We start from the raw sequence: 12513 nt of genomic DNA, 5'->3' as shown, positions 1-12513 counted from the left end.
CCTCGAAGTTGCTCGTGGGCGTTTTTTATTTTTGTCACCTAATTGTTGCTAGATGAACTATATCTTATCAGACGGCCCTTTCAGAAAAGCACTGCTTCCATTTACCTTTACCCGGCCGGTGGCCGAGATCCGGATCGGTATTTTTACCATTCGTGAAAAGTGGGAAAAACAACTGCAGGCAACCACAAGTTTTTTAACCGAAACATATCTATCTGAAAAATACCCGCTCAAAAAGGAGACAGAGAATGTGGTGGTCAACGGTGCTGTCTTGCCCGACGCAGCATTGGTGAAGGCTGTGACGTCGCTCAAACAGGGCCAAGCCTTGCTACAGGGCAGCTTGGTGATCGCGTATGCCACGGCAGACCCCGAAAAGGCTTTTGCCCCAGAAGACTATGAAACGATTGACTTTGAGGGAGCGCTGTTCATCATTAAAAACACTTGGGATATTTTTTCAAGGAATGGCCAAGCACTACAGGCCGATTTTGACTTGATCACAAAAGGAAGAAAAAGTGCCCCCATTTCAGATACAAACCGCTTGGTAAGTCCTGAAAATATTTTTTTGGAGGAAGGCGCACAGGTCGAGTACAGTATTTTAAATGCCTCGAACGGCCCCATCTATATCGGAAAAGACGCCGAAGTGTGGGAGGGAAGCCTGATTCGTGGTGGTTTTGCCCTTTGTGAAAGGGCGGTGGTCAAGATGGGCGCCAAAATCTACGGCCCAACCACTGTGGGCCCCCATGGCAAGGTGTGTGGCGAGATCAACAATTCAGTGATTTTTGGCTATTCGAGCAAAGGGCACGAAGGCTACTTGGGCAATTCTGTCTTGGGCGAATGGTGCAACATTGGGGCCGATTCGAACAATTCGAACCTCAAGAACAACTACGCCAAGGTGCGTTTGTGGAACTATGCCACCGAAACCTTTGACCAAACGGGGTTACAGTTTTGCGGACTTATGATGGGCGACCACAGCAAAACGGCCATCAATACCATGTTCAACACGGGTACGGTGATTGGGGTCAACAGCAACATCTATGTGCCTGGCTTCCCCAGAAATTTCATACCCAGTTTCAGTTGGGGCGGGGCTTCGGGCTTTCGCACCTATAACCTAAAAGCTGCTTTCGATACGGCAAAAGTGATGATGGCAAGGCGTGGCCGTGAGTTTGACGAAAAAGAGCAGGCCATTTTAGAACATGTATTCGAGATAACAGAAAAATGGCGGAATTTTTAGGATTTTTTTATTGAGTCAATATCCTCTTCACCTATTGTTTTAAGTTTCCAATTTTTGGTTAAGAAGACGTTAGCTTATCTGATTGGTTTTGGATGGGATTAGTTCTGTGTCAATTGCAGTTATTCTTTTGCTATGTTTTTCTTTACACTAAAATAGAGATTATCGAACTGAATTGAGCATCTATTTTTTTACCCAATAGCTCTATAATCACGTAAAATTATGTGCTATGTGGTAATAAAAACACCCTCTAATCTATTAACTCTGTCAACATTCCTGAGAAAGAACCTTCATATGAACTTGTTGATACAGTAATGTTGAAAGTTACGGTATAGATATCTTCCGACAATGAAACTGAAGCAGTTCCTTCAGTAACCTCCAAATTAAAATCATCTATATCTGTTTCTGTATCAAAGACGGTATCGAAAGCTGCGCCAACATTTTCTATTGTACCAGGGATTTTACTTTTAGTACTATCATAGGTAAAAGTTCCTGGTTCAAAAGAATTAGGCGAGGAAGAAATCAAAGCCAAAGAAACAAGATCTCCTTTTCCTACAAATGCGTCTCCACCTCCGGGGGTCGCTGATATGCCAGTTGAGGTAAGAATAATATAATACTCTCCTCCTTTATCTATAATGAATCCCTTATCCAAAATATAGGTCGTTCCATCCAATGTAAAGGAGCCACCAAGAGTTCCTCCGTCCACACCATCGTCTTTTTTACAGCCAAGTAAAATAGTCCCTAATATAGCAAATAACAGGGCTCCTTTAATCCACTTTTTCATTTTTGAAATATTTAAATCACTCATTTTCAGGTTAGTTGAATCAAAACTGGTTAATCATATCCAATATTTTTCGAAAGCTATCTTTGAAGTCTTTTGAATCTGACTGATTGTATAAGACAAACTCAGTTTAATGCTTGTAATGAAGATAACGAGCATAAGAGGAAATTATTACAATTTCAGATGCTGGTGGAATTTAATTGATAACAAGAGATTTCAAAACATTTTTAACCTAGCGATGACTGTAGTCAATTGATTATCTTTGCCTCACATAAAAAAGGCCTCTGTAGAATGAAAAAAGTCGCTTTTTACACGCTGGGTTGCAAGCTTAACTTTTCAGAGACCTCGACCATTGCACGGGGCTTTGAGAGCGAGGGCTTTCAACGTGTTGATTTTTCTGAGGCGGCCGATATCTATGTCATCAACACCTGTTCGGTCACTGAAAACGCCGACAAACGTTTCAAGATAATCGTAAGACAAGCGCAGAAAGCCAATCCAGAAGCGTTTGTCATTGCCATAGGTTGTTATGCCCAACTGAAACCTGAGGAGCTTGCTGCGGTGGATGGGGTAGACCTTGTCTTGGGGGCCACCGAGAAGTTTAAGATTACCGATTACCTGAACGACCTTACCAAAAACGAAAGGGGCGAGGTACATTCTTGCGAAATAGAGGAGGCCGATTTTTATGTGGGCAGTTACGCCATTGGCGACCGTACCCGAGCCTTTTTAAAGGTGCAGGATGGCTGTGATTACAAATGTACCTACTGTACCATACCCTTGGCGCGGGGCATTTCGCGCAGCGATACCCTTGAAAATGTTTTGCGGAATGCTAAGGAGATTTCGTCCAAAGGCATTAAAGAAATCGTGCTAACGGGCGTAAACATCGGGGACTATGGTAAAGGTGAATTCGGCAATAAGAAGCACGAACATACCTTTTTTGAACTGGTGCAGGCACTGGATGAGGTGGAGGGCATTCACCGACTGCGTATTTCATCAATCGAACCAAATCTTTTAAAGAACGAGACCATCGATTTTGTGGCCAACAGCAAGTGTTTTGTACCCCATTTCCATATTCCGTTGCAAAGTGGTAGCGATAAGATTTTGAAATTGATGCGAAGGCGTTATTTGACCAATCTATATGTAGATCGTGTAAAACGCATCAAAGAAGTAATGCCCCATGCCTGTATCGGGGTCGATGTGATTGTGGGCTTTCCGGGGGAGACGGACGAGGATTTCTTACAGGCCTATCATTTTCTGAACGAGCTTGATATTTCGTACCTGCACGTATTCACCTATTCTGAGCGCGAGAATACGCTGGCCGCCGAAATGCAGGGGGTCGTTCCGAAGAGCGTACGCAGCAAGCGTAGCAAAATGTTGCGAGGGCTATCGGCCAAAAAACGCCGTGCCTTTTACGAAAGCCAGTTGGGCACTGTTAGAACTGTTTTGTTCGAAGGGGAGAACAAAGAGGGGTATGTTCACGGGTTTACCGAAAACTACGTAAAGGTCAAGGCACCTTGGAACCCTGAATTGGTAAACACGCTACATGAAGTGGAGCTGACCTCAATCGATGAGGATGGGTTGGTTCGGTTTGAATTTGTAGAGGAAAAAATGCTGGCATAAAAAATCCCGCTCGATGGCGGGATGATTTTTTTTCAGATCCGTATGCCTACAGGGAGCATTTCTTTGTACTGTCGATTTTTTCTCAAAAAGCCTGCAATATGGGGGCTTGTGGGTACCACTCTCAGATTTTGTTCTTGAATGTGGTTGAGCACTGCTTTGATGAAGTCTTCTTTAAAACCTTCTTTAGAAACTTCTTCTGGTATCACCAGTTTGGTCAAAAAAATCTTGCGGTCCTGTGAAGAGTACTCGATTTTGGCAAGATGCCCATCGACCCTAGTTTCAAATTGACGCAAGAAACTATTGTCCTTGATTTCCATTTCAATCATATAGTTTAGTTTAATTTTGGCACCAGACAAAAAAATTACGGTGTTCTAGACACGTAATTTTTTGGAATTTAAATGATAGAAAAATTTGCAAAAAGGGAATTTCCCGTTACAAATCTGATACAAAAGTAGTTAAAATATACCGAATATCCTATTTTGATCGACCATAGGCAAGATAAGCAGACCAATAAAATTGCCGTGTACCTGATGCCGGGCATGGCGGCGAGCCCGACCATTTTTGACGGTATAAAATTGCCCGAGAATTCTTTTGAGGTGCACCGATTGGCATGGTTCATTCCTGAAAAGGGAATGTCGTTTGAGCAGTACGCCCGTCAAATGTGCAAACAGATCGCCCACGACAACAGTGTTTTGGTTGGCGTTTCGTTTGGGGGCATGTTGGTGCAAGAAATGGCCAAGTACATCCCAACCAAAAAAATCATCATCATCTCATCAGTAAAAAGCAAGAATGAGCTGCCCAAGCGTATGCTCTTTGCCAAATACACCAAGGTTCACAAGCTATTGCCCACGGGCATGGTCAACAATGTTGAACTGTTGGCCAAGTATGCCTTTGGTGAAACGGTTACCAAACGGTTGCATTTGTACGAACAGTACTTGGGGGTACGCGATAAATATTACATTGATTGGTCGATTGACCAGTGCGTAAATTGGAACCAAACCGTACCGCCCAAGAATTTGGTGCATATTCATGGTGAAAAGGATGCTGTTTTTCCCATGTCAAAGATCAAGCATTGCATCGTAGTAAAAAATGGCACCCACACCATGATCATACACCGTGCCAAGTGGTTCAATGAGCACCTGCCCACAATTATTTTGAAATCGTAGAGTTGTAAATAGTAACTTGCAAACAAATAACAGTATAGCAACATGAAGTACCTCAAGAATATATTGGCCGCTATCGGTGCCCTTTTTGTGTTGGGCAGTTTGGTATATGCCGTTCAATCGAGCACGGAAACAGAGAAGGGCGAAGCAGTCCAGATAAAGGAAGAAGACAAGAATGTCAGTGATGGCTATAAGATCAGCGCCATTGATATTCCTGAAGATTTGAATTTTGCGGGAGAGCCCGTACCGCTTGACGACCCTGAGATCATGGAGCGCGTAGACCGTGAATTCTTGGTCAACACCTATTGGCAGTCCAATGCGCTTTTGTTAATGAAACGGGCCAATAAGTACTTTCCGATCATAGAACCCATTTTGGCCAAAAACGGAATTCCGGATGATTTCAAGTATTTGGCGGTGGCAGAGAGCGGATTGCAAAATGTGGTCTCACCTGCAGGTGCTACAGGTTTCTGGCAGATCATGAAGACAACCGGCCGTGAATATGGTCTCGAGGTCAACAGCAATGTAGATGAGCGCTACCATGTTGAAAAGGCGACCCAGGTGGCCTGTGAGTACCTAAAGAAATGGAAAGAGCGCTTTGGCACTTGGACGCTGACCGCTGCGGCGTACAATGCCGGCCCTGCGGGCATCCAAAAATACATGAAGATCCAAAAGGCAGATGACTACTACGATTTGCTCTTGGGTGAAGAAACGGGCCGTTACGTTTTTCGGATCATGGCCATAAAGGAAATTCTTTCGCACCCTGAAAAATATGGCTTTGAGCTAGAGGAAGACGATTTATACGAGGCAGTGCCCACATTTTCGGTGGAGGTTGACACGACGGTAGCCAGTTGGGCCGATTTCGCACAGCTGTACGAAATCAACTATAAAGTGTTGAAGCGACACAACCCCTGGCTTCGCGAGCCGCATCTGAACAATGCCTCAGGCAAGAAATATGTGATTGAGATACCGAACAAGGGGTATTACCGTGAAACACGGTAATTTCCAAATTCCAAATTCCATTTTTTTGATACTGTTTTTATTGGAATTTGATTTTTTACAAACGAAGCGAATTTAGTAGAGCTAAATTCGCTTCATTTGTTGTTGCATCATCTTTATCTGCTCGGTGAGCATATTGTTCTTATCGAGCTTTTTGGCTTCTTGAAGTAGGGTAGTGGCCTCACGCTTTCTCCGTTTCTGCATGGCTATGCCCGCAAGGCTCAATTTCGCCATGGCCACATCATAATCCATGTTAAGGCCAAGTTTCAGTGCTTTTCGGAAGTATTTTTCTGCTTGGGTCAGGTTCTTTTGCGAGTAGATGATACCATGCAAGTAGTTGTAGTACCCCTGTTGTTTCTTTACCAAGGCCGCTTCAGGATTCTTGATTTTTGAAAGCCATTTTTGGGTGCCCTCCAGATCTTGTTTGCGCATCCTCAAGAAAGCCATCAGAATAAATTCGTTCCTGAAGTACAGAAATATGAAGACCAGCGAAAGCAGGATCAAAAAAATACCGTTGCCGATTTCACCTTCCACGAACTGATATCCTGCATACCCCACAATAAGGGCGGCAATCACTATTTTTATGTTTTTATGGAACATTTAAATGTTTGTTTTATGATGAATTCTTGGCCCATGCCAGACATTTTTGGGCCCACAAAAGTAACAAAACTTGTTGAATAATTTTTTTCAACTCGCTTGTTGAAGTAAAAACTCTTTGTATATTTGCGCCCAGAATTTTTTGGGTAGTCGAAACAAAACTATCCTGAATCCATAAAAAATTTCACGCATGAAAAGAACGTATCAGCCATCGAAGCGAAAGAGAAGAAACAAGCATGGCTTTAGAGAGCGAATGGCAACTGCCAATGGCCGAAAGGTTCTTGCCCGAAGAAGGGCCAAAGGAAGAAAGAAATTGTCTGTTTCATCTGAGCCAAGACATAAGAAATAATGACATTGCAACAGAATTGAAAAAAGGTGTTACTTTCAACGGTAGCACCTTTTTTTTGTACTATAACGAATAAATACCCTTACAAAAATGCCCAAAAGAGAAGATCTCAAATCAATTTTGATTATCGGTTCAGGTCCGATCATTATCGGCCAAGCTTGTGAATTTGACTATTCTGGGTCTCAGGCTTTGCGCTCATTGCGTGAAGATGGCATCGAAACCGTCTTGATCAACAGTAATCCGGCCACGATCATGACCGACCCCAAAATGGCCGATCATGTGTACCTGAAGCCGCTGAACACCAAATCGATCATTGAGATTCTTAAGAAACATCCGAATATCGATGCGGTGTTGCCGACCATGGGCGGGCAAACGGCACTGAATCTTTGTATCGAGGCTGATGAAAAGGGTATTTGGGAAGATTTTGGGGTAGAGATCATAGGGGTCGATATCGATGCCATAAACATTACCGAAGACCGGGAGAAGTTTCGAGAATTGATGCTCAAAATCGGGGTGGGCATGCCCCCCCAGGCCTCGGCCACTTCCTTTTTGAAGGGAAAGGAGATCGCACAAGAATTTGGCTTCCCCTTGGTGATCCGTGCTTCTTTTACCCTAGGTGGGGCAGGGGCATCAATTGTATACGACCCTGAAAAATTCGACAACCAATTGAGCCACGCGTTGGAGGTATCGCCCATTCACGAGGTAATGATCGACAAGGCGCTCATGGGCTGGAAAGAATATGAGTTGGAGCTGTTGCGCGACAAGAACGACAACGTGGTCATTATCTGTACCATCGAAAACATGGATCCCATGGGCATCCATACCGGTGATTCGATCACCGTGGCCCCGGCCATGACCCTATCTGACCGAACCTTTCAGCGCATGCGCGACATGGCCATCCATATGATGCGGAGCATCGGTGATTTTGCCGGGGGCTGTAACGTACAGTTTGCTGTTAGTCCTGATGAGAAAGAAGACATTATCGCCATTGAAATCAACCCAAGGGTATCGCGCTCTTCTGCCCTTGCATCAAAGGCCACGGGGTATCCGATTGCGAAAATTGCTGCCAAATTGGCCATTGGCTATACGTTGGATGAGCTTGATAACCAGATTACCAAATCAACCTCGGCCCTGTTTGAACCGACATTGGATTATGTGATCGTGAAGATCCCACGTTGGAACTTTGACAAATTCGATGGCTCAGACAGAACCCTTGGCCTGCAGATGAAATCGGTGGGCGAGGTGATGGGCATTGGCCGTTCTTTTCAAGAGGCCCTGCACAAGGCCACCCAATCACTTGAGATCAAACGCAACGGCCTGGGGGCCGATGGCAAGGGATATAAAGATTACGAGACCATCATCCAAAAATTGACCGTACCCAGTTGGGACAGGGTTTTTGTCATCTATGATGCGATTCAATTGGGAATTCCCCTGAAACGCATCCATGAAATAACAAAAATCGATATGTGGTTCTTGAAGCAATATGAAGAACTGCATTTGTTGGAGCAGGAGATTTCAAAATATACCATCGCCACCCTGCCAAAGGCCCTTTTGCTCGAAGCAAAGCAAAAAGGATTTGCCGATCGCCAGATTGCCCATATGCTCGATTGTTGGGAGAGTGAGGTACACAAAAAGCGGATGGATCTGAACATCAAGCGGGTCTATAAGCTGGTCGATACCTGTGCCGCCGAGTTCAAGGCACTGACCCCGTATTATTACTCGACCTTTGAGGAAGAAATCGAAACTCCCGATGGCAAGCGGTATGTTGCCAACGACAGTGAGGCCTCAGACAGAAAGAAAATAGTGGTCTTGGGCTCGGGCCCCAACCGTATCGGGCAGGGTATCGAATTTGATTATTGCTGCGTGCACGGCGTATTGGCGGCGGCCGAATGTGGGTATGAGACCATTATGATCAACTGCAACCCTGAAACTGTTTCTACCGATTTTGATACGGCCGATAAACTATACTTCGAACCTGTTTTTTGGGAGCATATTTACGATATAATCCTTCATGAAAAGCCTGAGGGGGTGATTGTGCAGTTGGGCGGACAGACAGCCTTGAAATTGGCCGAGAAGCTTGACAAATACGGTATTAAGATCATCGGAACCAGTTTTCAGTCGTTGGATTTGGCCGAAGACCGGGGAAGCTTTTCAACATTGCTTAAAGAAAACAACATTCCCTATCCGCGTTTTGGAACCGCCGAAAGTGCCGAGGAAGCATTGGAGCTGGCCGATGAGCTCGGATTTCCACTGTTGGTGCGACCTTCGTACGTATTGGGTGGTCAGGGAATGAAAATTGTTATCAATAAACAAGACCTCGAGGCCCATGTAGTGGATTTGCTGCGTAAGATTCCGAACAACAAATTGCTGCTCGACCATTATTTAGATGGTGCCATTGAAGCCGAGGCCGATGCTATTTGCGATGGGGAGGAAGTTTATATCATCGGCATCATGGAGCATATTGAGCCATGCGGCATCCACTCGGGCGACTCTAACGCTACCCTGCCACCGTTCAATTTGGGTGAATTTGTCATACAGCAGATTAAAGACCATACCAGAAAAATTGCTTTGGCATTGAACACTGTTGGGCTGATCAATATACAGTTCGCCATAAAAGATGATACGGTTTATGTTATTGAGGCCAATCCACGTGCTTCGCGAACCGTGCCGTTTATTGCAAAGGCCTATGGTGAACCGTATGTTAATTATGCGACCAAGGTGATGTTGGGCAAAAAGAAAATCAAAGATTTCAATTTCAACCCTAAACTGGAGGGCTATGCCATCAAGCAGCCGGTATTCTCTTTTAATAAGTTCCCAAATGTGAATAAAAACCTGGGTCCTGAGATGAAGAGTACCGGCGAGAGCATTCTTTTTATTGATAGTTTAAAGGACGACGATTTCTACAACTTGTACTCAAGAAGAAAGATGTATTTGTCGAAGTAGAGACTTGGCAAACAATACTTCATACTAAATTCATCAAGAACTATACTACGGCAACATTCCCCGGTTTAGGGAAGTTGTACTGAAGCGTCGGTAATCCTTTCGAAAAAAGTTTTTGAAATCCGCCCCCCTTTATTTTGTACATCTAACGAGTATGGTCGTGGCATTTGTTTCAAATCCTTCATTAAATAAAATTGTGTGATAGGTTACATCCTATTCTTGCCTTACAGCCAATTTTTTCGTTTGAAGAAAAGTAAGGTAAGCAGTGAGGACATGATCATCAAGAGAATGGCAAATGGGTAGCCCCATTGTTTATCCAATTCAGGCATAAAATGAAAGTTCATGCCATATATGCTGGCAATCAGTGTTGGGGGCATAAAAGACAATGGTGACCACTGTAAAAATTTTGATGATACGGTTTTGTTCCATGTCCACCAACCCAAGAAATGTATTTTGTAGAAATTCCAACCGTTCAAAATTGAAACTAGTGTGATCTAGCAATGAACCGACGTCTTTGATCATTACCCGCAACATTTCATAATTGTTCTTTGGAAAAAACTTGCTTTTTAAGATGGCCGAAAGAATCGTTGCTTTTCAATTATGTTGCTAGCAGCAGAATGGATATTTATGTTGCCCTTATTTTGCTTTTAGGTTGGGAATGCCAAACTTTTCATAGAATACCGAGTTGACGCCAGTTTAATTTCTATTCTTTTCGAAAAATTTTTTCAATTTTTCGACCTTTTGCCAATTCATCAATCAGCTTTTCCAAACGCCGACATTGTTTATACAATTCAAATTCATCCTCAATTTCTTCAATTCGATAACCGCAAACGACTCCTTTGATCAAGTGTGCATTGGGATTTATGTTGGCTTTTTGAAAAAATGTTCTTACAGTCGCTTTCTCATCAATAAGCGCTTGCAATGCATCTTGATCGAAACCAGTGAACCATTTGATTACCTGATCTAGCTCTTCTTTTGTTCTTCCATTTTTTTCCAATCTATTAAGGTAAAGGGGATAAATAGATGCAAAAATCATATTGGCAACCTTTTCATTTTTTTCGGCGGTAACTTTCATAATCGATGGGTTTAATTGTTTCAACCGCGGCGCTTTGAGCCAAATCTGTGCCAACAATGTACGAATTGGTTCATTAAGCTCGATGTTAATGGAAATATAGTTAAAAATCCAATAAGTTTTTTCGAAGGTATTGTGACTATTATGTGGTATGCCGCGAAGATGGGCGGCCGATAAATTCTTGTTGACTCATGGAATAGTTCGTGCACAGTTCGACGTAATCTTATCTCTAAGCAGGCCTTTATTATCTTAATTGCACTATTTTGGAAACTTAAACATGCGTCTTTACTTTTTGTTCAAAAGTATAAAGCCTAAACATTGTCGTGCCAGTTTGTATGAAAAATACCTTCCCTATCAACACGCTCATAGGTATGCGAACCAAAGTAATCGCGCTGTGCCTGTATCAAATTCAGCGGCAAACGTTCAGAGGTATAGGCATCAAAATAGGTCAAAGAATTGGAGAGTCCGGGCAGCGGTATGCCATTGGTGGCCCCATAAGAAACCAATTCGCGGGCGGCATCGACCGTGGACCGTATCTTTTCGGCAAACGATTTAGAGAGCAATAGGTTCTGCAGTCGTGGTTCAGACCGGTACGCTTCGGTAATATCTGCCAACAAGGCCGCGCGGATAATGCAACCTGCGCGCCAAATTTTGGCGATTTCGCCCAGATCCAATTCATAGCCGTATTCTTCTGAGGCATCGGCCAATTGGTGCATGCCCTGGGCATAGGCCATGATAAAGGCAAAATAGAGGGCCTTCTCGGCTTTTTCAATGGCATCTTTCTTGTCCAACGGCTTTACCATAGGCCTATCGTACAATTCATCGGCTTTGGTGCGCTCGGCCTTGAGGGCCGAGATCTCACGCATGCTCACGGCTATATCTATAGTGGGCACGGGTATCCCCAAGTCCATGGCGTTCTGCGAGGTCCATTTGCCGGTGCCCTTTTGTTTGGCCTTGTCCAGAATCATATCGACCAGATGGTTGTCGGTCAAGTCATCCTTTTGTGCCAAGATCTTTGATGTGATCTCGACCAGAAACGACTGCAGGCGACCTTCATTCCACTTTTTAAAGGTCTGGTGCAGTTCTGCATTGGAGAGTTTGGCCGCTTTTTTCAAAAAATCGTAAATCTCCAATGTCAATTGCATGAGGCCGTACTCAATGCCGTTGTGCACCATTTTTACATAATTTCCTGCTGATTTGGGACCGAGATAAGCCACACACGGCTCTCCCTTGTATTTGGCGGCCACAGCCTCGAAAATAGGTTTTACATGTTGGTAGGCTTCCCGAGAGCCACCGGGCATGATACTGGGGCCCAACCGGGCACCTTTGGCCCCGCCTGAAATGCCCGCCCCAAAAAAGTGGATGCCCTTCTTTTTCAAATAGGCCTCCCGGCGATCTGTATCGGTAAAAAAGGAATTTCCCCCATCGATAATGATATCGCCCTCTTTCAACAAGGGCAATAGGTTTTCGATCACGGTATCCACAATTTTTCCCGCGGGCACCAAGAGCATGATCTTTCTGGGCAGCTTTAGCGAATCGACAAAGGTTTTTGCATCGGTAGAGGCGTTCACTTTTTCAGTATTGCCGCCTTCTTTGATCAATGCCTTCACCTTTTTGGCATCCAAATCATTGCCAAAGGCCGTAAAGCCATTGTCGGCCACGTTGAGGATGAAATTTCTTCCCATAACACCCAATCCTACCAATCCGAAATCATAGTTCGCTACTGCCATTCTTATTTTTTTCTACAAGTTAATCCTCCTTTTGCATGCCCAACGG

11 protein-coding genes and 1 pseudogene are annotated in these 12513 nt (G+C 44.0%); 6 read left to right on the top strand and 6 right to left on the bottom strand.

The features are described from left to right. Nucleotides 1–52: 52 nt before the first annotated feature. Complete coding sequence (locus tag VC82_RS00360) at nucleotides 53–1228, top strand: GlmU family protein (RefSeq protein WP_045800634.1); 1176 nt, start codon at nucleotides 53–55, stop codon at nucleotides 1226–1228. 247 nt (nucleotides 1229–1475) lie between these two features. Here VC82_RS00360 and VC82_RS00355 read toward each other — a convergent pair whose 3' ends face one another. Continuing rightward, entirely contained in the window at nucleotides 1476–2033 is a 558-nt protein-coding gene (locus VC82_RS00355) for a hypothetical protein (protein WP_045800633.1), read from the bottom strand. A 264-nt stretch (nucleotides 2034–2297) separates the two neighbouring features. On the opposite strand from VC82_RS00355, the gene mtaB reads away from it, so the two are divergent. Then, complete coding sequence (gene mtaB / locus VC82_RS00350) at nucleotides 2298–3623, top strand: tRNA (N(6)-L-threonylcarbamoyladenosine(37)-C(2))-methylthiotransferase MtaB (RefSeq protein WP_045800632.1); 1326 nt, start codon at nucleotides 2298–2300, stop codon at nucleotides 3621–3623. Between the two features lie 32 nt (nucleotides 3624–3655). On the opposite strand, the gene VC82_RS00345 is transcribed toward mtaB, so the two are convergent. After that, the gene (locus VC82_RS00345) at nucleotides 3656–3949 is read right to left on the bottom strand and encodes a GNAT family N-acetyltransferase (protein ID WP_045800631.1); all 294 of its coding nucleotides are present in this window, start codon (nucleotides 3947–3949) and stop codon (nucleotides 3656–3658) included. Between the two features lie 204 nt (nucleotides 3950–4153). Here VC82_RS00345 and VC82_RS00340 point away from each other — a divergent pair, with 204 nt between their 5' ends. Both VC82_RS00340 and VC82_RS00335 read left to right on the top strand, forming a co-directional pair. Further along, the gene (locus VC82_RS00340) at nucleotides 4154–4789 is read left to right on the top strand and encodes an alpha/beta fold hydrolase (protein ID WP_045803122.1); all 636 of its coding nucleotides are present in this window, start codon (nucleotides 4154–4156) and stop codon (nucleotides 4787–4789) included. A 42-nt stretch (nucleotides 4790–4831) separates the two neighbouring features. Further along, nucleotides 4832–5785, top strand: coding sequence for a lytic transglycosylase domain-containing protein (locus VC82_RS00335; protein ID WP_045800630.1), 954 nt, complete (start codon nucleotides 4832–4834; stop codon nucleotides 5783–5785). A gap of 81 nt (nucleotides 5786–5866) precedes the next feature. On the opposite strand, the gene VC82_RS00330 is transcribed toward VC82_RS00335, so the two are convergent. Then, nucleotides 5867–6382, bottom strand: a complete 516-nt coding sequence (locus VC82_RS00330) for a membrane protein (protein ID WP_045800629.1) — start codon at nucleotides 6380–6382, stop codon at nucleotides 5867–5869. Between the two features lie 187 nt (nucleotides 6383–6569). Here VC82_RS00330 and rpmH point away from each other — a divergent pair, with 187 nt between their 5' ends. Both rpmH and carB read left to right on the top strand, forming a co-directional pair. Then, on the top strand, nucleotides 6570–6728 hold the full coding sequence (gene rpmH, locus VC82_RS15340; protein ID WP_084598129.1) for a 50S ribosomal protein L34: 159 nt from the start codon (nucleotides 6570–6572) through the stop codon (nucleotides 6726–6728). A gap of 87 nt (nucleotides 6729–6815) precedes the next feature. Continuing rightward, nucleotides 6816–9668, top strand: coding sequence for a carbamoyl-phosphate synthase large subunit (gene carB, locus VC82_RS00325; RefSeq protein ID WP_045800628.1), 2853 nt, complete (start codon nucleotides 6816–6818; stop codon nucleotides 9666–9668). A 221-nt stretch (nucleotides 9669–9889) separates the two neighbouring features. Here the strand turns inward: carB and VC82_RS15940 are convergent. The 3 genes and pseudogenes from VC82_RS15940 to gndA all read right to left on the bottom strand — a co-directional run bounded on the left by VC82_RS15940 (nucleotide 9890) and on the right by gndA (nucleotide 12467). Beyond that, nucleotides 9890–10199: pseudogene (locus VC82_RS15940) on the bottom strand (CorA family divalent cation transporter). Between the two features lie 169 nt (nucleotides 10200–10368). Then, entirely contained in the window at nucleotides 10369–10740 is a 372-nt protein-coding gene (locus VC82_RS00315; protein ID WP_045803121.1) for a DUF2200 domain-containing protein, read from the bottom strand. Nucleotides 10741–11048: 308 nt separating this feature from the next. Continuing rightward, nucleotides 11049–12467: an NADP-dependent phosphogluconate dehydrogenase gene (gene gndA / locus VC82_RS00310; protein WP_045800627.1), complete on the bottom strand. Its 1419-nt coding sequence runs from the start codon at nucleotides 12465–12467 to the stop codon at nucleotides 11049–11051. Nucleotides 12468–12513 lie beyond the last annotated feature (46 nt).

Source organism: Flagellimonas lutaonensis (genome assembly GCF_000963865.1).
Lineage (GTDB): Bacteria > Bacteroidota > Bacteroidia > Flavobacteriales > Flavobacteriaceae > Flagellimonas_A > Flagellimonas_A lutaonensis.
Note: the sequence above shows the minus strand (reverse complement) of the source record. Positions and strands in the feature narration are given on the sequence as shown.